21 protein-coding genes and 1 tRNA gene are annotated in these 24,647 nt (G+C 35.9%); 7 read left to right on the forward strand and 15 right to left on the reverse strand.

The window, feature by feature from the left end; translation table 11 throughout:
• Window positions 1–24: 24 nt before the first annotated feature.
• Window positions 25–654, reverse strand: a complete 630-nt coding sequence (gene tesA, locus JEP36_RS13355; protein WP_109371341.1) for a multifunctional acyl-CoA thioesterase I/protease I/lysophospholipase L1 — start codon at window positions 652–654, stop codon at window positions 25–27.
• Between tesA and ybbA the strand changes: the two genes are divergently transcribed.
• Window positions 625–1,311: a putative ABC transporter ATP-binding protein YbbA gene (gene ybbA, locus JEP36_RS13360; RefSeq protein WP_198620844.1), complete on the forward strand. Its 687-nt coding sequence runs from the start codon at window positions 625–627 to the stop codon at window positions 1,309–1,311. The genes tesA and ybbA overlap by 30 nt on opposite strands.
• Complete coding sequence (gene ybbP, locus JEP36_RS13365; protein WP_198630336.1) at window positions 1,308–3,749, forward strand: putative ABC transporter permease subunit YbbP; 2,442 nt, start codon at window positions 1,308–1,310, stop codon at window positions 3,747–3,749. Before ybbA ends, ybbP begins: the two co-directional genes overlap by 4 nt.
• Window positions 3,750–3,836: 87 nt before the next feature.
• On the opposite strand, the gene JEP36_RS13370 is transcribed toward ybbP, so the two are convergent.
• The 7 genes from JEP36_RS13370 to ppiB all read right to left on the reverse strand — a co-directional run bounded on the left by JEP36_RS13370 (window position 3,837) and on the right by ppiB (window position 11,594).
• Complete coding sequence (locus JEP36_RS13370) at window positions 3,837–5,999, reverse strand: ornithine decarboxylase (RefSeq protein ID WP_198630337.1); 2,163 nt, start codon at window positions 5,997–5,999, stop codon at window positions 3,837–3,839.
• A 176-nt stretch (window positions 6,000–6,175) separates the two neighbouring features.
• Complete coding sequence (locus JEP36_RS13375) at window positions 6,176–7,201, reverse strand: mechanosensitive ion channel family protein (RefSeq protein WP_109371333.1); 1,026 nt, start codon at window positions 7,199–7,201, stop codon at window positions 6,176–6,178.
• A gap of 42 nt (window positions 7,202–7,243) precedes the next feature.
• Window positions 7,244–8,521: an MFS transporter gene (locus JEP36_RS13380; protein WP_109371331.1), complete on the reverse strand. Its 1,278-nt coding sequence runs from the start codon at window positions 8,519–8,521 to the stop codon at window positions 7,244–7,246.
• 123 nt (window positions 8,522–8,644) lie between these two features.
• Window positions 8,645–9,712 carry a 5-(carboxyamino)imidazole ribonucleotide synthase gene (gene purK, locus JEP36_RS13385; protein WP_198630338.1) on the reverse strand — a complete coding sequence of 356 codons (1,068 nt, stop codon included), beginning with the start codon at window positions 9,710–9,712 and terminating at the stop codon, window positions 8,645–8,647.
• On the reverse strand, window positions 9,709–10,230 hold the full coding sequence (purE, locus tag JEP36_RS13390; RefSeq protein WP_196533995.1) for a 5-(carboxyamino)imidazole ribonucleotide mutase: 522 nt from the start codon (window positions 10,228–10,230) through the stop codon (window positions 9,709–9,711). The genes purK and purE overlap by 4 nt, the downstream gene beginning before the upstream one ends.
• A gap of 134 nt (window positions 10,231–10,364) precedes the next feature.
• Window positions 10,365–11,087: a UDP-2,3-diacylglucosamine diphosphatase gene (locus JEP36_RS13395; RefSeq protein WP_100160151.1), complete on the reverse strand. Its 723-nt coding sequence runs from the start codon at window positions 11,085–11,087 to the stop codon at window positions 10,365–10,367.
• 12 nt (window positions 11,088–11,099) lie between these two features.
• Window positions 11,100–11,594: a peptidylprolyl isomerase B gene (ppiB, locus tag JEP36_RS13400; RefSeq protein ID WP_036934689.1), complete on the reverse strand. Its 495-nt coding sequence runs from the start codon at window positions 11,592–11,594 to the stop codon at window positions 11,100–11,102.
• Window positions 11,595–11,969: 375 nt separating this feature from the next.
• On the opposite strand from ppiB, the gene cysS reads away from it, so the two are divergent.
• Window positions 11,970–13,361, forward strand: a complete 1,392-nt coding sequence (gene cysS / locus JEP36_RS13405) for a cysteine--tRNA ligase (RefSeq protein WP_198620840.1) — start codon at window positions 11,970–11,972, stop codon at window positions 13,359–13,361.
• 90 nt (window positions 13,362–13,451) lie between these two features.
• On the opposite strand, the gene JEP36_RS13410 is transcribed toward cysS, so the two are convergent.
• From JEP36_RS13410 to folD, 4 genes are all read right to left on the reverse strand, one after another.
• The gene (locus tag JEP36_RS13410; RefSeq protein WP_109371321.1) at window positions 13,452–13,895 is read right to left on the reverse strand and encodes a hypothetical protein; all 444 of its coding nucleotides are present in this window, start codon (window positions 13,893–13,895) and stop codon (window positions 13,452–13,454) included.
• A 237-nt stretch (window positions 13,896–14,132) separates the two neighbouring features.
• Complete coding sequence (fruK, locus tag JEP36_RS13415) at window positions 14,133–15,074, reverse strand: 1-phosphofructokinase (RefSeq protein WP_196533997.1); 942 nt, start codon at window positions 15,072–15,074, stop codon at window positions 14,133–14,135.
• 650 nt (window positions 15,075–15,724) lie between these two features.
• Window positions 15,725–15,937, reverse strand: a complete 213-nt coding sequence (gene ybcJ, locus JEP36_RS13420; RefSeq protein ID WP_109371317.1) for a ribosome-associated protein YbcJ — start codon at window positions 15,935–15,937, stop codon at window positions 15,725–15,727.
• A 3-nt stretch (window positions 15,938–15,940) separates the two neighbouring features.
• A complete protein-coding gene (folD, locus tag JEP36_RS13425; protein ID WP_099074709.1) occupies window positions 15,941–16,813 on the reverse strand; it encodes a bifunctional methylenetetrahydrofolate dehydrogenase/methenyltetrahydrofolate cyclohydrolase FolD in 873 nt (290 codons plus the stop codon).
• 189 nt (window positions 16,814–17,002) lie between these two features.
• Between folD and JEP36_RS13430 the strand changes: the two genes are divergently transcribed.
• Both JEP36_RS13430 and JEP36_RS13435 read left to right on the forward strand, forming a co-directional pair.
• Window positions 17,003–17,079, forward strand: a tRNA-Arg gene (locus JEP36_RS13430).
• 551 nt (window positions 17,080–17,630) lie between these two features.
• Window positions 17,631–18,170: a hypothetical protein gene (locus tag JEP36_RS13435; RefSeq protein WP_198620888.1), complete on the forward strand. Its 540-nt coding sequence runs from the start codon at window positions 17,631–17,633 to the stop codon at window positions 18,168–18,170.
• Window positions 18,171–18,317: 147 nt separating this feature from the next.
• Here the strand turns inward: JEP36_RS13435 and JEP36_RS13440 are convergent, their stop codons facing one another.
• On the reverse strand, window positions 18,318–18,626 hold the full coding sequence (locus JEP36_RS13440; protein ID WP_198620889.1) for a helix-turn-helix domain-containing protein: 309 nt from the start codon (window positions 18,624–18,626) through the stop codon (window positions 18,318–18,320).
• A gap of 1,183 nt (window positions 18,627–19,809) precedes the next feature.
• On the opposite strand from JEP36_RS13440, the gene JEP36_RS13445 reads away from it, so the two are divergent.
• On the forward strand, window positions 19,810–21,225 hold the full coding sequence (locus JEP36_RS13445; protein WP_100160198.1) for an NAD(P)/FAD-dependent oxidoreductase: 1,416 nt from the start codon (window positions 19,810–19,812) through the stop codon (window positions 21,223–21,225).
• A gap of 82 nt (window positions 21,226–21,307) precedes the next feature.
• Here the strand turns inward: JEP36_RS13445 and JEP36_RS13450 are convergent, their stop codons facing one another.
• Window positions 21,308–22,456, reverse strand: coding sequence for a type I restriction endonuclease (locus tag JEP36_RS13450; RefSeq protein ID WP_198620891.1), 1,149 nt, complete (start codon window positions 22,454–22,456; stop codon window positions 21,308–21,310).
• Window positions 22,457–23,231: 775 nt separating this feature from the next.
• On the opposite strand from JEP36_RS13450, the gene JEP36_RS13455 reads away from it, so the two are divergent.
• Entirely contained in the window at window positions 23,232–23,525 is a 294-nt protein-coding gene (locus tag JEP36_RS13455; RefSeq protein WP_198620892.1) for a helix-turn-helix domain-containing protein, read from the forward strand.
• Between the two features lie 147 nt (window positions 23,526–23,672).
• Here JEP36_RS13455 and JEP36_RS13460 read toward each other — a convergent pair whose 3' ends face one another.
• Window positions 23,673–24,410: an ankyrin repeat domain-containing protein gene (locus tag JEP36_RS13460; protein ID WP_196573887.1), complete on the reverse strand. Its 738-nt coding sequence runs from the start codon at window positions 24,408–24,410 to the stop codon at window positions 23,673–23,675.
• Window positions 24,411–24,647: the final 237 nt, after the last annotated feature.

Below are 24,647 nucleotides of genomic sequence, written 5' to 3' on the forward strand. Positions count from 1 at the left end.
TACGTCAACTACTGTCAGAATAGTCTAACGTGTTAAGTAAGGGGATAATGTTTCATCCATCCACTGAGCGATAAAAGGCTGAGCATCTTCATTGGGGTGTATGCTGTCATTTTGCATCCACTCAGGCTTATCAGCGATTTGCTCCATATAAAAAGGAAGTAGAGGAAGCGCATTATCTTCAGCGAGTTTTGGATAGATCGCTGAAAATGATTGTGTATAACGTTTACCATAATTAGGTGAAATCATTATTTGCATAAAAAGTGGCGTTGCACCGGCATCTTTTACTTGTGTAATGATGTTTTGTAATGCCTCTTTTGTTTGTGCAACAGGGTATCCCTGTAAGCCATCATTTGCACCTAATTCAATTAAAACCCAACGAGGTTGATGCTGTTTTAATAAATCAGGAAGCCTATTTTTCCCCTGAAAGGCAGTTTCACCACTAATACTTGCATTAACAACATTAATTTCAGGGTAGGTTGTTTTCCATTTATCAGCAAGGCGTTGTGGCCATGCACTTTCAATTGGAAGACGATATCCTGCACTCAAGCTGTCACCAAAGATTAAAAAGGTATCAGCAGCAATTGCCTTAAAGCTAAACATCATCATAACGATAAGGAAAAATGTATGTCGACGGAAAAGGTTCTTGAAGTTCATCGGTTAACCAAACAAGTAGGACAAGGTGATAGTCAGATCTCTATATTGCAGGGTGTTGAGTTAGTTGTCGAGCCTGCACAAACAATTGCGTTAATCGGTGAGTCAGGATCGGGTAAATCGACCCTGTTAGGGATCATTGCTGGATTAGATGATGGTAGTTCTGGCCGCGTGCATTTAATGGGTGAAGATCTCACAAAAATGAATGAAGAAGAGCGAGCTAAATTACGCGCTCAACATGTTGGTTTTGTTTTTCAATCATTTATGTTGATCCCAACATTGAATGCACTTGAAAATGTGCAGTTGCCCGCATTATTAAAAGGCGAATCAGAAAAGCACAGTCATGCGCGTGCAGTTGATTTACTTAAGCTGTTAGGATTAGGCGAACGTTTATACCATATGCCAGCACAACTGTCTGGTGGTGAGCAACAACGCGTTGCATTAGCAAGAGCATTTTGTACTCAGCCAGCTATTCTTTTTGCTGATGAGCCAACAGGGAATCTTGATCGTAAAACAGGCGATAAAATTGCTGACTTGCTGTTCTCTCTTAACCGAGATTATGCAACAACCTTAATTTTAGTGACTCATGATAATGAGCTGGCAGCTCGTTGCCAAAGACGATTACGATTAGTAGATGGACAACTTAAGGAGGAGTCATGATTTGGCGTTGGTTTTGGCGTGAATGGCGTTCTCCTGCACTATTAATTGTTTGGCTCTCTTTAGCGCTAGCGGTTGCTTGTGTGCTTGCTTTAGGGCGTATAGGTGATCGCATTGATAAAAGTATTTACGCTCAAAGTCGTGATTTAATTGCTGGCGATTTAGTCTTACGTGCATCTTATCCCGTTGATGAAAACTGGCTTACAGAGGCGAATAAGGAAGGGTTAACTCTCAGTCGCCAAATGCAATTTACCACGATGTCTTATGCTCCTGAAGGCGATACACCTCAGCTTGCGTTGGTGAAAGCTGTGGATAAATTATATCCACTGTATGGTGAGTTAGAAACAGAGCCCGCAGGGTTAAAACCTGAAAAAGGAACTGCACTTGTTGGTGCCAGATTACTTGAATTACTTGATATAAAAGTTGGCGATAAAATTGATGTAGGCGATGCCTCATTTACTATTGGTGGTGTATTAATTCAAGAGCCAGACAGCGGGTTCAATCCTTTTCAAATCGCCCCCCGTATTTTAATTAATCTTGATGATGTTGAAGCAACTGGAGCAGTGCAACCCGGAAGCCGTCTGACTTATCGCTATATGTTTGCAGGTAATGAGTCTGTAATTGATAGTTATCAGCAACGCTTCGACCCACTATTAAAACCCGATCAGCGTTGGAATAGTTTAAAACAAGATAGTGGAGCACTTTCACAATCAATGGAGCGTGCGAAAAACTTTCTTTTGCTTTCAGCGCTATTAACGTTATTGCTTGCTATATCGGCAGTTGCCGTTTCAATGGCTCATTATTGCCGTAGTCGTCATACTTTAATTGCGGTATTAAAAACGTTAGGTGCAGATAAACGTGCATTGAGAAAGTGGATTGTTGGACAATGGGGAGTGATCCTCATTGGCGCAATTATTGTTGGCTCATTAGTCGGGCTTGTTTTTGAGGCAATACTGCTACAAATTTTAGCGCCAGTCTTACCAAAAAGTTTGCCTGAGGCGAGCTTTTTGCCATGGATATGGTCTGTGGGCTCTTTACTGTTAATTGCTTTATTAACAGGATTAAGGCCTTACTATCAATTAATGGCAACACAACCTTCTCGAGTATTAAGAAGTGATACTACGGCCCCTATATGGCCTCTTCGTTATTATTTACCGATAGTGGGCTTAATTATTGTCGGTGCTTTAACGCTTTTTGCGGGAACAGGCGTCTTACTCTGGTCAATTCTATTTGGTGTTGTTGTTATTGCTTTTTTACTTGGAATAATTGGTTGGTTAGGATTATGGGTATTAAAGCAGTTTAAATTTCGCCAACTCAGTGCGCGTTTAGCAGTAACTCGTTTATTGCGACAACCTTTTCAAACGATGACTCAGCTTGCTGCTTTCGCACTTTCATTTATGTTGTTAACGCTTTTAGTCCTTATTCAAGGTGATTTACTGGAAAAATGGCAAAAGCAATTACCCGAAGATAGTCCTAACTATTTTCTAATCAATATGTCTGCACCTCAAGTTCAAGAAATTAATACCTTATTGGCACAATATAAGGTTGAACCTACGGATGCATTCCCTGTGGTATTAGCGCGTTTAACACAGGTTAATGAACATAATGCCAAAGAGTGGGCTGATAAACGTGATGCTGGCAATAATACGGTTCGTCGTGAGCTTAACTTAACGTGGCACAGTGAATTACCTAAAGATAACGTCATTGTTGAAGGAACTTGGCCACCTGTCGGTAATGGTGTTTCTCTTGATCAAGGCGTTGCAGAGCAACTCGAAATCAAGTTGGGTGATGAACTAACATTTGTCGGTGATACTCGTGAATTTAAGTCCATTGTTACGAGTATTCGCCATGTTGATTGGGAGAATATGCGCCCTAATTTCTTCTTTATTTTCTCTGAAGAAGGATTAAGTAATCAGCCGGAAAAATGGATGAGTAGCTTTTATTACAATGGTGAAGGCACATTAATTACTGCGCTTAATCGGCAATTTCCAACCGTAAGCGTGTTAGATACAGGCGCATTAATTCAGCAAGTTCAACAAATCTTACAGCAAGTCAGTCGAGCATTAGAGATTATGGTTGGATTAGTCATGATTTGTGGTGCGTTATTGTTAGTTGCTCAAATTCAGGTAGGAATGACACAACGACGCATTGAGCTGGTGGTGTATCGAACATTAGGTGCTAGTAAATCATTATTAAGACGGACTCTTTGGGCTGAATTTGCATTATTAGGTTTAATGGCGGGATTAGCTGCGGCGATTGGTGCTGAGGTCGCATTAAGCTTATTACAAATATCGGTGTTTGATTTCCCTTGGCAACCACAATGGGGAATGTGGATCACCGTACCTATTGTTGCGGCATTATTACTTTCATTATGTGGCAGTATATTAGGCGTCAGGCTGTTGCAAGATAAAGGGCAGTATCGACGAATTCAAGGCGAATAGTTGAAATAAATAAGGCTTATAAATAGAGTTAAATAAAATGCTGATGTTATTAAACATCAGCATTTTTTATAGGGAAAGATAAGATAATTATTCTTTTATAACATAAGTATAAATTCGCTTATTGCCATCATTTTCATCATAAATATAAACCCCTTGAAGTTCAGTTGAAAAGCCTGGAAGTTGATTAATAGTGACTTCAAGAGCCTGAAAATAACGTAAAACAGCACCATCCCAAATTTCACCAGGTACAGCACATAAAACACCCGGCGGATAAGGTAAAGCACCTTCAGCAGCAATTCGGCCTGCTAATTTATTTAAAGGTAACAATTCAATATTACCACGAACAAACTCAATATTAGCTTGTTGTGGACTTAGTGCTCGCTTAGGAAAGTGACTTTTTCTAAACATCTGTTTTTGCAGTAACTTGATATTGTATCTGACACAAATATCATGCATTTCCTGACAGAGTTGGCGCAATGTATAACCCTGATAACGAGATGGATATTGACGACAAACAGAAGGCAATATTTGTTCTAATGGCACATCTTCAACTAAGTGCTTTTCAAATTGAACAATCAAAGAAATTAAGCGCTCAAACTTCGCTTGATGCTCTGCGGGAGTCAGCAAAAATAAGATTGAATTGAGGTCGCTTTTTTCAGGAATAACGCCGTGTTCACGTAGATAACTTGCCAAAATAGATGCAGGCACACCAAAAGGTTCATATTCCCCTGTATGAGGATCGATCCCTGGCGTTGTAAGCATTAATTTGCAAGGATCAACAAAATATTGATTGGCGGCGTAACCTTCAAATGAATGCCAATTATCATTAGGAATAAAATTGAAAAAACGCTGATCGTGAGCGATTTCATCTGTGTCGTGATCTTGCCAAGCAATTCCATCGATGATTTCAGGAATAAAAGGCTTAATAAATTGGCACTGTTTTAGTAATGATTTACGGGCTTCAATGCCTTGTTTTACGCAACTCATCCACATTGCTTCACCACTTTTGCCAGAATGCATTTTTGCATTGACATCAAGAGCCGCAAAAAGGGGATAAAATGGGCTGGTAGATGCATGCATCATAAAAGCATTATTCATACGTTTATGATTAACATAACGTGATTGCCCTTTAAGGTGAGCATCTTTTTTATGTATCTGTGAGGTTTGTGAAAATCCAGCTAATTGCTTATGAACTGATTGAGTAACGAGAATACCAGGATCGTCTTTATTAAGCGTTAGTAACAAAGGCGAACACTGTTTCATCATTGGAATAAATTGTTCATAGCCCACCCATGCAGAATCAAATAAAATATAATCACAAAGATGACCTATTTTATCAACCACTTGCCTTGCGTTGTAAATCGTACCGTCATAAGTGCCCAGTTGAATAACCGCTAAACGGAATGGGCGTTTATCGAATTGGCGTTCTGGCGCAATTTCTGCAATTTGTTGGCGTAAATAGTGCTCTTCAAAGCAATGAGCATCAATGCCACCAATAAAGCCAAAGGGATTGCGAGCCGTCTCTAAATAAACAGGTGTTGCTCCTGCTTGAATTAGTGCGCCATGATGATTGGATTTATGGTTATTTCTATCAAATAGCACTAAATCATTTGGTGCCAATAAGGCATTTAAAGCAACTTTATTAGAAGAGGATGTTCCATTTAAAACAAAGTAGGTTTTATCGGCATTAAACACTTGCGCTGCAAAAGTTTGGGCATCATAAGGTGCTCCTTCATGAATAAGCAAATCACCCATTGCCACATCAGCATTACAGAGATCAGAGCGAAATAGATTCTCACCAAAATATTGATAAAACTGTTCGCCAACAGGATGACGACGAAAAAATTCCCCGCCTTGATGACCTGGGCAATCAAAAGCGACGTTCTTTTCGGCAACATAATTCACTAAGCGTGAAAAAAATGGTGTGGTCAGACTCTCTTCATATTGCTGTGCCGCTTTATTAATTAACGTACTATTTTTTTGATGTGCACTTTTATCCGTAATCACAACCCCTGAAACCTGATTAAGCAATTCAGCATTGATTGCATCATTGAGATTAACTGCAATAAATACGGGTAGTTGAAAGCCTGTTTGATAAATGCGATCTAATTCGCCAGACTCAATATCTGACAATGACAACACTACTGCTGATACTTGCGTTAAATTTGCATCAACAATATCAACTATCGGACGTTCACAATAAAAATAGTGTGAAAGAGTAGGGTGACATGCCAACTTCATTTTTTTCATTATACTCGCGTTTTTATCAATGGAAGAATTGGCGAACAATATACGTGGTTGTGAATGTGATTGAAATAAATTAAAAGATAACTAAGGTGATTTATGCGTTTTGAGTGCATAAATCACCATTTTAATAAGTGGGTGAATGGATAAGTCTATGAGAAAATAAACTTATCTATCTTCTATTATTGCGCGATAGGTGAAGACTTTTCGATATAAACAGTTTGAGATGGGAAAGCAAAATCAGCGCCATGTTTATGCACAATATCAATCATCTTCAAATAGACTTCTTGTTGAGCTTCAAGCCACTGCGCCCAGACTGTCGTTTTGGTAAAACAATACACCATGATATTGAGTGAAGAGTCTGCAAATTGATTAAAATAAACTAATAAGGTTTGTTGAGTGTCAATTTTATCATTTTGCATCAGCATAGTGCGAATGTCCTCAACAATGGCACCTATTTTATCTGAATCTTCATAACGTAAACCTAATTCTGTTTCGATGCGTCGATTGGTCATTCTACCGGGATTCTCTACGCTAATAGAGGAAAAAACAGAGTTTGGAATGTAAAGGGGGCGATGATCAAAGGTAATGATTTTTGTAATACGCCAACCGATTTCTACCACGGTGCCTTCAATATTACGATCAGGAGAACGTACCCAATCCCCGATATTAAAAGGGCGATCAAAATAGAGCATCACCCCTGAAAAAAGGTTACTCATCACATCTTTGCTTGCCATACCAATGGCAATACCGCCTAATCCCCCAAAGGTCATTAAACCAGATAAGCTCATACCAAAGTGCTCACCAAACAGTAAGATGATAATGACGAAAAGGGTGATTTTAAATATGCGGGAAATAATACGAGCTGAAGTAGGATCGCTCCCTTTATTAATTTGTGATTTCTCTAATAAATTAATCAATAAGAAAAATTTACGCATTAAAATTAACGCGATAGCGACATAGGTAAAGAAATTAATCATCCTAAAAGAGATAAAATGGAGATTAAAATCAACGACAGCCATTTCACAATATTGGCTTAAGATAATGACTAAACTACAGAGAAAGACCGCTTGGCTGATATGAATAATAATATTTCTACGGCGCTTTTTCTTCTTATCATGAAAAAGAGATACAACGAAAAAACCGACAAAACAGGCTAAAGCAATGCCTATACCTATTGAGTATTTTATTATTAATGCATCATTCATCAGCTTAACATCTCCTTAGAAAATGCTTTTATATAGGTTTAATTACCTAGTTACTTTAGGTTCTTCTTGCTGCTTACTGGCATGCTGAAATTTAGGATAAACGGGTGGTTTCATAAACAGAGTGACCGCTAAAATCAGTAAAACAGGTATGGTTAAAATCAAGAATGCCGGTGTAAAACTACCTGAAATATCTTTGATTGCTCCAGCAAAGAAGGGAGCTAAACAAGCCAGTGTTGAAATTAAATTCATCACTGAAAATAGCTCAAGGTAAGGTGAGCGACCAAAATAGTTAGCAAGCAATATACTTGATGCCAAAAATGTCATGCCATAACCAATACCGACACAAACCGTAAATAAGATCAGGTAAACCCAAGAATTAGCCATACTTAGCGCAAGTAACCCTATGATGATAATACTTAAGCTTGCGATAAGTAATTTTTTAGGTTCTAACCATTCACCAATAGCTCCACCCGCTAAGCGCGAGAAAGCATTGATAAATGCCATACTACTTAATAGTGTCGCGGCAATAGTTTCACCAAAACCATTTTCAATAATATGTGCAACAGCAAAACTATTGACTGTGATCCCACACCATAAAAAGGCCGTGTAAGTCGCAGCAATAACATAAAATTGCCATGTTCTTAAAGCATGACGAGCTGTCCAAATCTCTTTAGTTTGATAGATACGTTTTGTGGTTTGAAGTTGGCTAATTTTTTTTGCGTGTTCTTGCTCTTTACTACCTTCGCGTAAAAATAAAATGGTGAGAAGAGTAACGACAGTGAGTGTGATTGCTGAAATAAGCCAGTGCATTCGCCATGTATGCCATAAATGGGTTGCTAAAAAGTAGATCCAAGGTCCAGCAACACCACCTAATCCACCAATGGTAAAATAGACACCAAAGGCAAAGGACTGTTTTTCAAATAAGCGAGAAATAACATAAGTGCCAGGTACAGTAGCTAGTAGCGTAAAACCAATACCTAGCAGTGCAGTACCAAGAAAATAACGTGCAATGGTGTATGTTTCATAAAGAAAATAGAAACCACTGACAAAAATGATCAACCCAATAAGTAGTGTAAGGCGAACACTTAATTTACGGATAAGTAATGTAGGTAAAAAACTTGCAAGGCCGCAGGTTAATCCTAATAACGTAAAGCCAAGGCCTGCTTGAGTCCAGTTCCACTCTAGCTCGTTTATCATACTAGGAAGAACAACACCTAAAGAGGTAAATGTGGTTGCGGTAGCTAAAAAATACACAAAACCTAATAATATCAGCATACTCCACTGATAAGCGGGCCCAAAAATCTGTTGCTTGACTTGCATCCTGACTCCATCAAATGGGTGCAGTAACCTGAATAATCAGGAGAAAATAGCGAATAACAGACCTCTTTATCTGAGGTCTGTTCGTTTAAAGGCTATTATTCTCTAACTTTATGAGTCGGACTGCTAGCTTAATTTTTCTAAAGCCCATTTGATAGGGTACTGATAGGCATCATCGAGCATTGAGCTTAATGATTTGAGTGTCTCTTTCAGAGGGAGATTATCGCGGTGCACAAGATTGAGATGCCCAACCTTACGTGCAGGGCGCACTTCTTTTTCATACCAATGTAAATGAACTAATGGCAATGAAAGCCATTGAGGATTGACATCAGTACCAATCAAATTAACCATGACTGCCGGTTGGCAAACCTCAGGTTTTGGCATGGGTAAATCTAAAATTGCACGTAGATGTAATTCAAACTGGCTAATTGAGGCTCCATTTTGTGTCCAATGACCACTGTTATGAACTCGAGGAGCTAATTCGTTAATAAGTAATTTATTATCAACGATAAAGCACTCCATCGCCATTACACCAACATAATTGAGTTTATTAAGGATGGCAGTTAGCATTTTTTCTGCTGATTGTTGTAGTTCCGATGCAGGGGTTGGTAATGCAACACTCATGCGTAAGATGCCATCTTGATGAAGATTGTGTGTTAATGGATAAAAAACACAGTCACCATTGCTATTTCTCGCGCCCACTAGTGAAACTTCACCTGAAAAGGGAATACCTTGTTCAACAATACATTCACCATAAATTTCAGCAGGTAATTGCTGTTCTTCACCGGGATGAATGCGCCATTGACCACGGCCGTCATAACCACCAATACGGCGCTTTACAATAATAAAATCACCCAGTTGAACGAAGATATCAGACCATTGTGTTGGTGACGTTAATGGTTGCCAAGGTGCTGTTGCTAAGTCCAATTCATCGAGAAGTTGTTTTTGAGGCAATCTATCAGCAAGTAATGGAAAAATATCACGGTTTACAAAGTTAGTATGACGTTCTAACTCTTTGGTGAGTGCAGTTTCAGGCCAGCGCTCAATTTCAGCTGTGATTATACTTTTTTGATAGGGAACAGCTTCAGGCTCTGCATCTAATCCTACTGGATAAACCGCAATTCCTAAAGGCTCACCAGCTTGTCTTAGCATTCGCCCTAATTGACCATTTCCAAGAACACAAACTGGCTTCATAGTGCCTCCCTTGGATCTGGGTTATTTAATACATCGTCAGTTTGTGCTGTGCGCCATGCTGTTAGTGCTTCAAAAATAGCAGGTGAGTGTAACGCTAAAATTTGAGCGGCTAATAAAGCAGCATTGGCGGCACCTGCTTTACCAATTGCTAATGTTCCTACGGGAATACCTTTTGGCATTTGCACAATAGAGTAAAGGCTATCAACACCGCTTAATGCTGCACTTTGAACAGGAACACCTAATACAGGAACGAGTGTTTTTGCTGCGAGCATACCCGGTAAATGGGCTGCACCACCCGCTCCTGCAATAATGACATCAAAGCCATTACTTTTTGCCTGTTCTGCAAAGCTAAACAGCTTATCAGGGGTACGGTGTGCAGAGACAATCTCAACATGATAAGGAAGTTGTAGTGCGTCTAGTACATCAGCGGCATGAGACATTGTTGCCCAGTCACTTTTAGAGCCCATTACAATGGCGATACGAGCGGAAGAGGTATTTAGACCAACTTGAGAAGACATTACTTAACTGCTCCTGTAAGCATAAACGGATATAGCCTAATAAACTGAGCATGATAGTATCACGCTAACACGTACAGGAAAACGTTTGCGTAAAGAAAAAACAGCCTTTTTATGAAGAAAATAAGCGAAACAACTTAAAAGGGGAAATGAATCAATTCTATTTTTTCAGCAGTCACTTTAAACATAGAACCTTCAGTATGCCAAGCACCTAATACACCACGATAATGTATTTTGTCATCAATGTTGACTGTATGAATTGCTGGGCGATGCGTATGACCGTGGATCATCCATTCTGTATTAAAATGTTTAAAAGTATCTATCACAGCCTGTGGATTCACATCCATAATGGCATCTGATTTGTACTGATTTTCGTGCTGGCTACGTGAGCGCATTTTGTCAGCGATACGCAGTCGAATAAATAGAGGCAGTAGTGAGAATAGGCGCTGAATAAATTTATTGTGTACTTTTTTACGATAGCGTTGATAAGCTTCATCGTCAGTACAAAGCGTATCACCATGTAAAATTAAGATACGGTGCTGTTCAATTTCGAGCACTTTTTCTTGTGGAAGTAAGGTGATACCACTCTCTTTTGCAAAACGAGAGCCAATTAAAAAATCACGATTTCCATGAATAAAATAGCAAGGCACTCCTGCTTTTTTTAGCGTCATCAGAGCTTGAGCAATTTGTTGATGTAAAGGATTGGGATCATCATCACCTATCCAAAAATCAAAAAAGTCACCTAAGATATAAAGTGCTTTTGCATGAATGGCTTGTTCTTTTAAAAAGCGAAGAAAACCGGCAGTGATTGCCGGTTCATGTTCACTTAGATGCAGGTCTGCAATAAAAAGCGTACACATAAAAAGTGAGGCTTATTCGCTAACCGTGACACTTTTAATGATGATATCTTCACGAGGAACATCTTGGTGGAAACCACTACGACCAGTGGAAACCGCTTTAATTTTATCAACAACGTCCATGCCTTCAACAACTTCAGCAAAGACACAATATCCCCAACCATTTGCGTTTTCAGCACGGAAGTTTAAGAAATCGTTGTCTGCAACGTTGATAAAGAATTGAGCAGTAGCAGAATGTGGATCGTTTGTACGAGCCATTGCTAATGTACCGCGGTTGTTTGCTAGGCCATTGTTTGCTTCGTTTCTTACAGGTGCTTTGGTCGCTTTTTGGTTCATACCCGGTTCAAAGCCACCACCTTGGATCATAAAACCATTGATGACACGGTGGAAAATAGTGTTATCGTAGAATCCTTCTTTACAGTAGTCTAAAAAATTTTCTACGGTTGCAGGTGCTTTGTCTGCAAATGTATTAATCACGATATCGCCGTAATTGGTATGAAAAGTAACCATATTCAGATCCTAATATAATTTTAGCTTTACCCAGATTTGGGCATAAACAACAGTCCCGTTTTTATATCACAGTTGCCTAATTTAGTCAGTATGCATCTTTTTCTCGCTCTACTTTTTCTTGCTAAATAAATCAGTAATAGAAGGAAAAAACACTTTTCGCCAAAATTTAGCCAAATAATAGAAGTTTGATTGTTCGCTATCAACGATTGAACAGTGAAAATAAGCGCTAAGCAGAGTAAGATAAAAACCTTAATCTTGAGTTTGCTTTGCCTTCAAGATCCAATATCCTGATTAATATCATGTTATAGTAGTTGTTATTTTCTTTTATATAAAAACGTAATAAACACGTACAGTTGAAAACGGGAACGTCCACTGATGCTAAAGATTTTTAATACTCTCACTCGCCAAAAAGAAGAATTTAAACCTATCCATGCAGGAAAAATAGGTATGTACGTGTGTGGCATCACTATTTATGACTTATGCCATATTGGTCATGGACGTACATTTGTGGCTTTTGATGCCATAACCCGTTATCTGCGTTACTTAGGATACGATGTTAACTATGTTCGTAACGTAACGGATGTAGATGATAAAATCATCAAACGTGCGATTGAAAATAATGAAACATGTGAGCAATTAACCACTCGTATGTTAGCTGAAATGCACAAAGACTTTGATGCATTAAATATTGCTCGCCCTGATTCAGAGCCGCGTGCAACACACCATATTGCAGAAATTATTGAATTAACAGAAGCGCTAATTAAACGTGGACATGCTTACGTTGCTGACAATGGCGATGTCATGTTTGCTATTGATACTGATCCTGATTATGGCTTACTTTCTCGCCAAGATTTAGAGCAACTACAAGCCGGTGCTCGAGTTGAAGTGGCTAACGTAAAACGCAATCCAATGGATTTCGTCTTATGGAAAATGTCCAAACCGGGTGAGCCAAGCTGGGAATCTCCGTGGGGAGACGGTCGCCCTGGTTGGCATATCGAATGTTCTGCGATGAATGGTAAAGAGTTAGGACATCATTTTGATATTCATGGTGGCGGCTCAGACTTAATGTTCCCTCATCATGAAAATGAAATAGCGCAATCAACTTGTGCCCATGATGGTCCTTATGTTAATTACTGGATGCACTCTGGTATGGTGATGGTAGACAAAGAAAAAATGTCTAAATCACTTAATAACTTTTTTACTATTCGTGATGTATTGGCTTATTACGATGCTGAAACAGTGCGTTACTTCTTATTATCAGGCCATTATCGTAGCCAACTTAACTACACTGAAGAAAACTTAAAACAGGCTCGTACTGCATTAGAGCGCCTCTATACTTCATTACGTGGCACTGATGCAAATGCTCAACCAGTAGGTGGCGAAGCGTTTGAAGCGCAATTTATTGACGCTATGAACGATGATTTCAATACACCAGAAGCCTATTCAGTCTTGTTTGATTTAGCGCGTGAAGTTAATCGTCTAAAATCGGTTGATATGAATGCGGCGAATGGCTTAGCCGCAGTGTTACGTAAGCTTGCTAAAGTATTAGGTTTGTTAGAGCAAGAGCCTGAGCACTTCTTACAAAGTGGTGCTAAAGCGGATGATGCTGGTGAAGTTGAAAAAATTGAATCATTAATTCAACAGCGTAATGATGCTCGTAAAAATAAAGATTGGGCGGCAGCTGATGTTGCTCGTGACGCGTTAACAGCGATGGGGATTGTTTTAGAAGATAGTCCTCAAGGAACAGTTTGGCGTCGTAATAACTAATACGACAATTGAGTAATAACACTTAATGCGTGTTTAATATAAAAATATCGGATATTTAATATCCGATATTTTTTTTGTTTGATGATTAACTTATTGACTAATAATACTTGTTTCTCTTTCGCTATCTTTTTGTTTATCTTCAAAATAAGCAATTACATTTTCAGAGAAAAAGAGTCGATGTGTTAAGATAACGATAATAGAAAAAACAACAAAGCTAACTTCAGACATATTTGTTAATGACATCGAAATACTAAGTATAAAAAAGAGCGAAATAGATAAACATACCCATGAAATTTTTAAAAAAGAGTAAGCATTTCTACTATTTCTAGCTAGTTTTATCCATACTGTAACTTGCATTATCATTGTTATAATTAGACACAGCATGATAAACAATCCCACTAGCATTGTTTGGCCTCCACCCATTGCCATTGCTAATAAATAAATCGGAGCCCCAGCAACTAATATAAATAAACTTACACCCAAAAATAATACTGAAATAACTTGTATCCATAAAAGTACTATGGGCCTTTCCATAACTTCTCCTAAAAACAGAAATAAGTTTTTATTGGCTTTAGAATATCTTTATTAAATTTTATTAAAGTGAAGTTTATCGAATAAATAGAAAAAATAAAGTTTGATTTAATAATAAATAAATATTAATCAATTAAAGAGATTCTATTTTGGATTTTTTATAACCTAGCGTTAATATATTTAATTGAAGCAGTGGTAATTCTACTTAATATTATTCAATTTACCACTGAGTGTTATTACTTATAATTTTAGAGGGGTTAATTCGACTTCAGCCATCATTTTTGCTAATTGTTCGCGATCATGAATACCAACATTGGTTTGGCTTACAGCAAGTGCAGAAACGGCAGTAGCAAGACGTAAGGTGTGTTCACTGGTTTGTCGCATCATTAAACCATAAATTAAGCCACCAACCATTGAATCTCCAGCTCCGACTGTACTCACAACATCACATTTAGGTGGTTTCGCCATCCATGCACCCGATGCATTAACCCACATCGCGCCTTGTTCACCTAATGAAATCACAACGTGAGCAATACCTTGCTGACGTAATGTTTGTGCCGCTTGCACAACATCAGAAAGTTCAGGTAAGGGTCTACCTGCCCAAATTTCTAATTCATGATGATTAGGTTTAACAAGCCAAGGGGAGGCTTTTAATCCCGCGACAAAAGCATCTCGGCTACTATCGAAGATCAAACACATACATTCGCTACGCAAGCGAGTCATCCATGCAGTGAAATCATTGAGATCAACGCTAGGAGGAACACTACCACTGACACAAATCATATCAAATTGACCCGCCCAACTTAGCGTGTCGTTAACAAAGCGAGTCCAGTCTTGTTTTGTGATTTCAAAACCAGAAAAGTTGAAGTCAGTCACTTTGCCATTGGGTTCTGTGAGTTTGACATTAATACGAGTACGACCTTCAACCATTTGAAAACGATTAGCGATACCAGATTCACTAAATTCTTTTTGGAATCCATCTTGGTTTTCTTTGCCTAAAAAACCGCCAACAGTGACATCAACGCCAAGGCTTTTTAAAACCTTAGCCACATTGATGCCTTTGCCCGCAGCATGGAAGCCAGCCGTTTTAACACGATTAACTTCACCAAGTTCAATAGGATTACTTAAACCAACAAGATCATATGCAGGGTTAAGTGTGATGGTTGCTACTCTGTGTTTCATGCTAGTTCCTTACCTTAAATAAAAGAACAGGCATCGATTTTTGCTGTAATTTAGCAAAGACAGAGATACCTTGAGTGGGTAAGCCGAGCATAAAATCTCCTGTTAGATAAAGGGCAAAAAAACTTAAATATCACAAAATAACAACTAAAATAGTATCATTAAGCTGAATCGTTTCAAATTATAACCTGTAATTTAGTACAAACAATGTTCTTTTGCCTAATGAAAGTAGAAATAAATTAGATCTAAATCACATTTTAGTGCATTTAAACATGAATAAACGGATAAAAGTATCAATAAAAAGGTTTGTTGCTGAAGTTTTACAGTAATGGTTAAAAAGTGTTATCCATATATAAAATAATAACTTATAGCACTTCTTTTTATCTATTTTTTTATAAAATGTACAATCTGCTGAACTGCAAGAGGAGATTATAACCATAGATAAGCTTAAAAATGATGATCTAAATTTAAATATATTAAATCAAATTTTATAATTTTGTTTTTATTCAATAGGTTATGTTGATTTATTTTTTTTAATATGAATAAATAAGAAAAAAGAGGAAGAAAAAGCGCATTGAAGGTAAAAAAGGGTTAAAAAGAAAAAAAGCGAGGCTGAGATAGCGACGCTTTTTCAATATTAATTAATTTGCTGATTATTTGCTGACGCTAACGGAAAACTCACCAAAGGTGACAATTTTTCCAGCAACAATTTTACAGCGTTTACGGGTTTCAACTTCACCGTCAACACTCACCAAACCTTCAGCAATGACACTTTTAGCAGCAGCTCCGCTCTCAGTCCAACCTTGAAGTTTTAATAAATCACAAAGCTCGACATAGTCGTGCCCATCTAATTGAAATGTTTCCATCGATTAATTATTTCCTGTTTCAGGGTCGTGATATTCTTCGCATGCTTGCAAAGTATTTTGAATAAGTGTGGCGACTGTCATTGGACCTACACCACCAGGGACGGGAGAAATCCAGCCCGCACGTTGAGATGCTGCTTCAAAATCAACATCTCCGACAACTTTACCACTTTCAAGACGGTTTATACCGACATCAATCACGATTGCACCCGGTTTAATCCACTCACCAGGAATAAAGTTAGGTTTTCCTACCGCCACAACGACTAAATCCGCGTGCTCAACATGAAAACGCAGATCTTTAGTAAAACGGTGGGTAACTGTTGTTGTACAACCCGCAAGTAATAGCTCTAAGCTCATTGGGCGACCAACAATATTTGATGCACCAATAATAACGGCATTTAAGCCATTCATAGGAATATTACAACGCTCTAGTAGAGTGACAATACCGCGAGGTGTGCAAGGGCGTAATTTAGGTGCACGTTGGCATAGGCGGCCGATATTGTAAGGGTGAAAGCCATCGACATCTTTATCAGGATGAATGCGTTCTAAAACCTTAACATTATCAATTCCGGCAGGTAAGGGGAGCTGAACGAGGATACCATCAATGGTGTTGTCTTCATTAAGCTGGTCGATCAGATTTAATAAATCAGCTTCACTGGTAGTATCTGGTAAATCATAAGAGCGAGAAATAAAGCCAACTTCTTCACAAGCGCGGCGTTTACTTCCAACATAAATCTGTGATGCTGGGTTATCACCCACTAAAATAACAGCTAAACCCGGCGCTCGTTTTCCTGCATTAATACGTTGTTTTACTTTTTCTGCAACTTCGCTTCTGATGGTCTGCGCAATCGATTTCCCATCTATAATTCTTGCTGACATCTATACATCCAAATTATTCAATTACGGTATTGGTCTATTTTGTCAGATCAAGAGCAATCTGTCAGTCGAATACTTGCCATATTTTGACCATATAGTTTGATATCGTTGAAAAAGCGTTGACTCTCAGAATGTTGAACGTATAATTCACACCCGTTATCAGCACTCTTGCTGACGTCTAAGTTCTTCTAGGCGCCCTTAGCTCAGTTGGATAGAGCAACGGCCTTCTAAGCCGTAGGTCACAGGTTCGAATCCTGTAGGGCGTACCATTTTAAATCAAACGCTTACATTCATTTTAAATTCTCTACTTTTCTTAAGTGGGACGTATTTGGGACGCTAGCTCCGAAAATGCTGTCTATTTGTCTCACATGTTCAGTTAGGCATAAATAAGTCACCCTATAAATACTCGCAGATTTTCTTGGTAATCTTTCCACTAAGCACTTTCATCTGTTTTACTTTTTTTCTAACCCTCTCTACTTTTTTTGTGTTATTACTTCAAATTGAACTCCGTTATGGATTTAAATATTGATGTATTAAATATAGTTATTACAGTAGATAAAATTAGAGGGCGAATTTGAGAAATAATGTCATTAATATTCTTGATGATATGATTAAGTAATTATTAAAATAAAATGTTAATAGCTAATTTTAAAATCAGAATATAAAATAAATAATTTATTATATTATTTTTTCTAAGTATTAGTCATGATTCAATAATCCATTTGGTTATTTATTAAATAAATTAATGCGTTATAATGACTTTTAAATAAAAAGATTAAAATATACAGATTTAATGCAAATAATATAAATGGAATAAAAAATGCCTTTACCTAACCGATTAAAACCAAAAAAAGTCAGCAAAACTAAACTCAATGAATTGATCGATTTACTACTAAAGATAACTGTTAAAATCGATAATGGTGCAACTGAAAATGATCCCGAACTTAACACCATGATAATAAAATGGAATGCACAAGTAGTAACACCTTGTGAATTTTCAGATTTTCGTGACTACAATTCGTGGACAAGTGCAAAAGAGTTTACAAAAATAGCTTTTAACCAGGTGAAGTATTTAGATGATCTGACTTATAACGAGTTGATTAGTATTGTTGATTTCATATGTTTAGCTGAAGGCAGTGAATCTGAACAATCTTATGCAATAAATTTACTCGAGATAAACTTTAAAGCCTTTTCTTCAGATCTTATTTATTGGCCTGATGAGTATTTTAATCTTGAAGAAGTTGATGATTTATCATCAGAAGAAATAGCGGCTTATTTAATGGAAGGATCTAATCGCAAATTATCTAATGCTCCAGAAATTCTATTAAAATATTCAATCGTTAAAGAAATTAACAATTAATCTTTTATTTTAACAAAAAAATCAAGCGATTGATTTTATAAATAGATGGTTTCTTACTTAAATAAAAAAGATGAAAATTTTCGATGTGCTTTAACTGAAGTAATTAAAATATTAAATCAGATAGCGCTAAACAATATTACTGTATCTTTATCTAAGATTGCGGCGCTTCTTATTTCGTAATACAACAATCTCATTTGATGATAAAGTTGTTTCAGCCCAAGCACTTAGCATGGGTGACATTATTTCGGGTGAAACCAACAAACTTTGTGGCGATATTCCTAATATTAAAGCAATAGCAATAAGCTGATCGACGGTTATTTTCAGATGCCCATTTTCCAAACGTGAATAGTGTTGCTGACTGATACCAAGCCTTCTCCCCATCTCGATACCTGTTATTTTTAATTGCTTTCTTTTTTGTTTAATTCGCTGACCTACAACAATATTAATTGAACTCATATCAACCCCTCTTTTTAAAAGAGATTACCGTAAAAACACTTAGAGATCGATATGGGCGATCAAAAATAGATTATTGATAGTTGGTATCTATCAGTTTTTATTTATTAAAAGATTTAAACCGTTTTACCAAAATCAAATAATTAGATAAATTACATTAGTCTTTAACAGTATTTTTGTTTGTTAATGACGAAATAGGAGTGTTAATTAAGAATAATATGAGTTAATAGGAGGTTGGTAAGAATGGAAGGCTCCATTTTGAGGAACCTGTGTGAAACTATGGGTGATGATTTGTATTGGATGAAAATAAGTTAATATTATTCAAATTGTTACTTAGTTAAACTATTAATTATTCAGATTTTTATCATAAAATAGTATTTTCTTTATCCCAATTTTCTACCCAACCAATTAATTCCTCTAATTGATTTTCAGAGAACACCTTTATACCATGTTGACGTAATAAGGCTGTTGCAACACCTTTATCTGTGATTAAATCAGTACCTAGAATATCAAATGATTATTTTTAATTTGAATAACGGTTTCTGTTTTACCGACACCAAAAATATGTATTTTATTTCAAATTGTAACAATGTTGATTTATAAAGAAAAAATAATACTATTTTTATAAAAGCAATCAAAAAAAGATTTATTTTGGTATTGGTGTAAAAATGAACACTTAAAATTTGGTTATATAGAGATAAATATAATCTTAAGTGTAACCATTTTAACTACTACCTTATTTTCCTCTGAATCAACATCAAATAACCAATCCATCGTTATATTTCTTATCACTATCCCCTTTTTATGTGCTCAATTTATTAACTTAGTAATCTTGTGGATTATTTGTTAATCAAATTATTTTATTTGCAATTTGAATGTGTCATAAACCCATATTTAACAAATAGGCAGTAGATCTTTAATAGTGAAAAATTTTATATTTTGACAAAAAAACCAAAAAAATAACTAGCTGAATATGCTTTCATTTTACTCGATGTACTTAAATAATCGATAAAAAACAAAATGATGATTAATCCCCTTCTTTGCATAAGTAAATTAAATAGTACGGATTTTTAAGAAAAAAACAGACGAAAAGATTTACAAATACTTTACTAATACTTTACAAATGAAATAAGATAGCGTGATTGTTTTAATGCTAATAATTCATTGAGTAAAAGGAACGTGTAAAATGGCGATATCTAGAAGAAAATTTATCATTGGTGGAACAGTGGTGGCTGTCGCTGCTGGTGCGGGTATTTTGACACCAATGTTAACTCGCGAAGGGCGCTTTGTTCCGGGTACGCCAAGACATGGCTTTGTTGAAGGTACTGAAGGTGCTTTACCAAAACAAGCTGATGTTGTTGTTATTGGTGCTGGTATCCTTGGTATTATGACAGCAATTAACCTTGTAGAACGTGGTTTATCTGTTGTCATTGTTGAGAAAGGTAATATCGCGGGTGAGCAATCTTCGAGATTCTATGGTCAGGCAATTAGCTATAAAATGCCAGATGAAACGTTCTTATTACACCATTTGGGCAAACATCGCTGGCGTGAAATGAATGCGAAAGTAGGTATTGATACTACTTATCGTACACAAGGCCGCGTTGAAGTTCCTCTTGATGAAGAAGATTTAGTTAACGTAAGAAAATGGATTGATGAAAGAAGTAAAAATGTTGGCTCAGATATTCCATTTAAAACCAGAATTATTGAAGGTGCTGAATTAAATCAACGTCTTCGTGGCGCGACAACAGATTGGAAAATTGCTGGCTTTGAAGAAGATTCTGGTAGCTTCGATCCAGAAGTTGCAACCTTCGTTATGGCTGAATACGCTAAAAAAATGGGTGTTAGAATTTACACTCAATGCGCGGCTCGTGGCTTAGAAACACAAGCTGGTGTAATTTCTGACGTTGTAACAGAGAAAGGTGCAATCAAAACTTCTCAAGTTGTTGTTGCTGGTGGTGTTTGGTCACGCCTATTTATGCAAAATCTTAATGTTGATGTTCCAACACTGCCTGCTTATCAGTCTCAACAGCTAATCAGTGGTTCACCAACGGCACCGGGTGGCAACGTCGCTTTACCAGGTGGTATTTTCTTCCGTGAACAAGCTGATGGTACTTATGCAACTTCTCCTCGTGTTATTGTGGCGCCAGTAGTGAAAGAATCCTTCACTTATGGCTATAAATATCTGCCATTATTAGCATTACCTGATTTCCCAGTGCATATTTCTTTAAATGAACAATTAATCAATTCATTTATGCAATCAACGCATTGGAACTTAGATGAAGTTTCTCCGTTTGAGCAATTCAGAAATATGACTGCATTACCAGATTTACCTGAGTTAAATGCTTCATTAGAAAAATTAAAAGCAGAATTCCCTGCCTTTAAAGAATCGAAATTAATTGATCAATGGAGTGGTGCAATGGCTATCGCACCAGATGAAAACCCAATTATCTCAGAAGTTAAAGAGTATCCAGGTTTAGTCATTAATACTGCAACTGGCTGGGGTATGACAGAGAGCCCTGTATCAGCAGAATTAACCGCTGATTTATTACTGGGCAAAAAACCAGTTTTAGATCCAAAACCATTTAGTCTTTACAGATTCTAATTTTGTGTTATTCATAAAAAGCCCCCCAGTAATTAGTTATACAATTATTGGGGGGCTTTTTAAATTTGAGTTTTTTTACTAGTTATTTCTTCCTGAAATTATCATCATTTTTGACATATTCAAATGAATCTAAAATGATCCCTGTTATTCTTAATATATCTTCTGGATCATTAATATTTATTCTGTTATTAACTAGTGATAGTCCAGCTCTAGACACTTCATTAGCTAAAACATTTGTAATTTCAATAGGGACAATAATATAAGGGTTATTTTTATCATAAAATCTAACAATCCATCTATTGGATTTTCCTTGATATAATATACCAAAGTAAGATTCTGTATCCTTGTATTGGATCTCCTCAGATCCTACGATAAGCTTAATTTTTTCAAATAATGTTAATTCGTTTTTTGTTGTTATAATATTAGGGTTGTTGGGATCTACAATATTTACAAATTCAGTATTTTTCTGATTACTATCGTTATTTTCTTTTATTTCAGTGGGATCGTCTATTGTCATGGCTTTATTTGATAGACCAGATACAACCATTGCACTAACAGAACGTTCGACAGCTAGTTTTACAAGTGGTGTTATAGAGTCGATGAACCTTTGATTTAATTGTCTCTCAATGTTTGATCGACTAGCTACATATCTGACAAATTCATTATCTACGTCACGTAAGCTTGAACTAATAGTTTTAGTAAAAGCAGATAAATATACACTTTCTTCAGCCAAGGTTCTTAATGCTTCTGGTTTAAATTTATCATGTCTGAACCTGAATAATTGGCTTGCATCTGAATCGCTGACTTCATCCATTCTTATTCTTAAGAAAGGTGTTGGATCCATTACATTTTTTTGTTTTAAATCGGTAAAAAAGCGCCATTCTAAGCCATTAGTTATAGCTGATATTGTAACTTCTGGTGTAGAGTTAAAATATCGTGATAATTGAGGGCAGTGATTATCTAGTTTTTCAGAATATCCTTTTGCTTCAATAAACATTACCGGAACATCTTGGCAGAACAATGCATAATCAACTCGTTCATTTGCTTTAACACCAGGGAAATCAGCACCATATTCAGCCTTAACTTTTTGAGGGTCATAAGGGTTAAAACCAAGGATATCTAAGAAAGGTAATATCAGTGCTTGCTTAGTTGTTTCTTCCGTCGAGCAATGTTGCCCTACGTTTTTGACATGATCCATGTGATTTTTTAGCTTTAATTTAAAACTTTCCATTATTCATCCTAATAATTATTTGCTGAATAAAAAATAATATTATGTATATCAATGACATTCTAATTGTTACTATGCATAAAACACACCTAAATAGAAGTCAGATAACTCTTTCCTTAATAAATTTTAATATAAAATAAAAATAATCAATATCGATAAGCTCACACTTATAGTAAGTAAGTGAACTTCTTGATAAAAAATAAGTATTTATATGTTTTTAGTATTTTTGTTATCAATAAATAAGATTGATAGTGAACAAATCCATTAAAATTATTTTTTAAAAGATTAAAAATAGATATGAATTTTGTTCTTAAATTATAAGTGAGTAGTCTTTTTCAGATTATTTCAATCAGGGGGGATTCATTTTCCTAGGATACTATTTATATATATTAAAACAATACAGAATTATTCTTTATAAAATGATATTCTAATTAAATATATAGATATTTTTTATAGGTTATCAATGTCATTTAAATATATTTCAAATTAAAATAAGCCATTCTATTCAACTTTATGATAACACCATTCATTCTCGGATACTCAGTTCCAAATTGTTATTCTAATATTAATTTAGTTTAAAATAACATATAGAAATGTAAATTATTTTAAATTTGAAATATCGGAATAACCTTATTAACAGAATTCGTGAGAATAAGTAATATTACGATTATTTAATAACTAATAGTTAAGTATTTTCAGTTTATGGATTGATAGTTTACAAACTATAATTCGGTATTTTATCGATGTAATCATCTAATGAAAGAAGGAGAGTAAAGGGATGATTAACACCAAAGTTGGGAATAGAATAAAAATGATAAGAAGACAATTGAAAATAACAGAAAATGAGATGTCTGAAATGTTGGGGATAAGTATGCTACATTATTCTCAATTAGAAAATGGACATTTAAAAATAACAGTAGATCAATTGATTACTATTTCTTATATACTTGGTGTTACACCTCAAAGTCTTATCTTAGAGGCTAAGAAAACAGACTTTATGGTTTTTGAGGATAAGCAGTCGATAACTCAACCAAGTGAAATAGTTATATTTAGAAAAAAGAAAATCGTTTAAAAATCACATTGGTATATTACTTGTTGATATTGAGTTCTGATAAATATATTGAGTCGTTTTCTAGTTGTTTTAATTAAAATTCTATTTCTCAAAACTCAATAACTAATAGCACAAAAGCCATCTTATTATAGGATGGCTTTTGTGTATTTAATGGCAGAGTGTTGTACCTGTTATATGATTTATAGCACCGTTTCTAATCAATAGTTTCTGCATATCTTTAAGATTATTTTGGCAAGCATAACTTAATGCGCTGTGGTTATAAGAAAATAATGAATTATCTTGTGTTGTTGTAACAAGATTAACATCAGCACCTTCAGAAATAAGGTATTCTACGGTATCAAGACGATTATTACTGGCTGCAATCATAATAAATGTTTCACCATCGCTTTCTACTCTTTGGTTATTGAGTTCAATATCGCTTCTCATTAGGTCGTGAATTTTTTTTACCACATTGACATTATTTCCTAATACGGCTGATTTAAAAACATTATAAACATCGTCTTTATCCGTAGCCCAAAGGCTCGCGCCTTGAGAGATGAGATAATCTACCATTTCTTCATCACCAATAAACGCAGCCCATCCCAGAGCTGTTTGCTCTAAACTTCCAGTATCTTTCGCTTCAATATTTTGACCATTGGCAAGCATCTTTTTAACTTCATTTAAATCACCATGTTTAACAGCATCAAACCATAGTGCATTTTTACCTGTACTTGGTGAGGTATAGAATATTCTATGTGGTAAACGTGATTTATTAGCCAACTCAATCATATCAGAATAATTTGATTTAAAAGATTGATATTCGAATGGATTATTCTCATTAATAATCAATGCTTGTGCGCCAAAAGAAACTAATGCCAATGAAATAACAAACATTTTTATATTCATTTAAACACCTTAAAATCGAAATAATTAACAAAACTTATTACAATTAGTTTATTAAAAATTAATATTTATTAGTGTTGGTAATTGAAACAGAATGTAAGTAAGATGTGTCTTGTTAATACGTATTTTCAATAAAGATAAATCTTAGTAATCTATTTTTCCTATTTGATAAAATAAATAAGTATCTTTACTTGTTTTTATTAAAATAGGATGGAAAATACGCATTTTTATCTCTTTATA

The organism is Proteus sp. PR00208 (assembly GCF_016238545.1).
Classification (GTDB): Bacteria; Pseudomonadota; Gammaproteobacteria; order Enterobacterales; family Enterobacteriaceae; genus Proteus.

Excerpts from the sequence above, each read along its gene's own strand:
- folD (WP_099074709.1), bottom strand. The coding sequence starts at position 16,813 with ATGTCAGCAAGAATTATAGATGGGAAATCGATTGCGCAGACCATCAGA.
- purE (WP_196533995.1), bottom strand. The coding sequence starts at position 10,230 with ATGTCTTCTCAAGTTGGTCTAAATACCTCTTCCGCTCGTATCGCCATT.
- JEP36_RS13455 (WP_198620892.1), top strand. The coding sequence starts at position 23,232 with ATGATTAACACCAAAGTTGGGAATAGAATAAAAATGATAAGAAGACAA.
- ybbP (WP_198630336.1), top strand. The coding sequence starts at position 1,308 with ATGATTTGGCGTTGGTTTTGGCGTGAATGGCGTTCTCCTGCACTATTA.
- purK (WP_198630338.1), bottom strand. The coding sequence starts at position 9,712 with ATGAAGCCAGTTTGTGTTCTTGGAAATGGTCAATTAGGGCGAATGCTA.
- JEP36_RS13450 (WP_198620891.1), bottom strand. The coding sequence starts at position 22,456 with ATGGAAAGTTTTAAATTAAAGCTAAAAAATCACATGGATCATGTCAAA.
- JEP36_RS13370 (WP_198630337.1), bottom strand. The coding sequence starts at position 5,999 with ATGAAAAAAATGAAGTTGGCATGTCACCCTACTCTTTCACACTATTTT.
- JEP36_RS13435 (WP_198620888.1), top strand. The coding sequence starts at position 17,631 with ATGCCTTTACCTAACCGATTAAAACCAAAAAAAGTCAGCAAAACTAAA.
- JEP36_RS13410 (WP_109371321.1), bottom strand. The coding sequence starts at position 13,895 with ATGGAAAGGCCCATAGTACTTTTATGGATACAAGTTATTTCAGTATTA.
- JEP36_RS13395 (WP_100160151.1), bottom strand. The coding sequence starts at position 11,087 with ATGTGTACGCTTTTTATTGCAGACCTGCATCTAAGTGAACATGAACCG.
- JEP36_RS13375 (WP_109371333.1), bottom strand. The coding sequence starts at position 7,201 with ATGAATGATGCATTAATAATAAAATACTCAATAGGTATAGGCATTGCT.
- tesA (WP_109371341.1), bottom strand. The coding sequence starts at position 654 with ATGAACTTCAAGAACCTTTTCCGTCGACATACATTTTTCCTTATCGTT.
- ybcJ (WP_109371317.1), bottom strand. The coding sequence starts at position 15,937 with ATGGAAACATTTCAATTAGATGGGCACGACTATGTCGAGCTTTGTGAT.
- fruK (WP_196533997.1), bottom strand. The coding sequence starts at position 15,074 with ATGAAACACAGAGTAGCAACCATCACACTTAACCCTGCATATGATCTT.
- cysS (WP_198620840.1), top strand. The coding sequence starts at position 11,970 with ATGCTAAAGATTTTTAATACTCTCACTCGCCAAAAAGAAGAATTTAAA.
- ppiB (WP_036934689.1), bottom strand. The coding sequence starts at position 11,594 with ATGGTTACTTTTCATACCAATTACGGCGATATCGTGATTAATACATTT.
- JEP36_RS13380 (WP_109371331.1), bottom strand. The coding sequence starts at position 8,521 with ATGCAAGTCAAGCAACAGATTTTTGGGCCCGCTTATCAGTGGAGTATG.
- ybbA (WP_198620844.1), top strand. The coding sequence starts at position 625 with ATGTCGACGGAAAAGGTTCTTGAAGTTCATCGGTTAACCAAACAAGTA.
- JEP36_RS13460 (WP_196573887.1), bottom strand. The coding sequence starts at position 24,410 with ATGAATATAAAAATGTTTGTTATTTCATTGGCATTAGTTTCTTTTGGC.
- JEP36_RS13440 (WP_198620889.1), bottom strand. The coding sequence starts at position 18,626 with ATGAGTTCAATTAATATTGTTGTAGGTCAGCGAATTAAACAAAAAAGA.
- JEP36_RS13445 (WP_100160198.1), top strand. The coding sequence starts at position 19,810 with ATGGCGATATCTAGAAGAAAATTTATCATTGGTGGAACAGTGGTGGCT.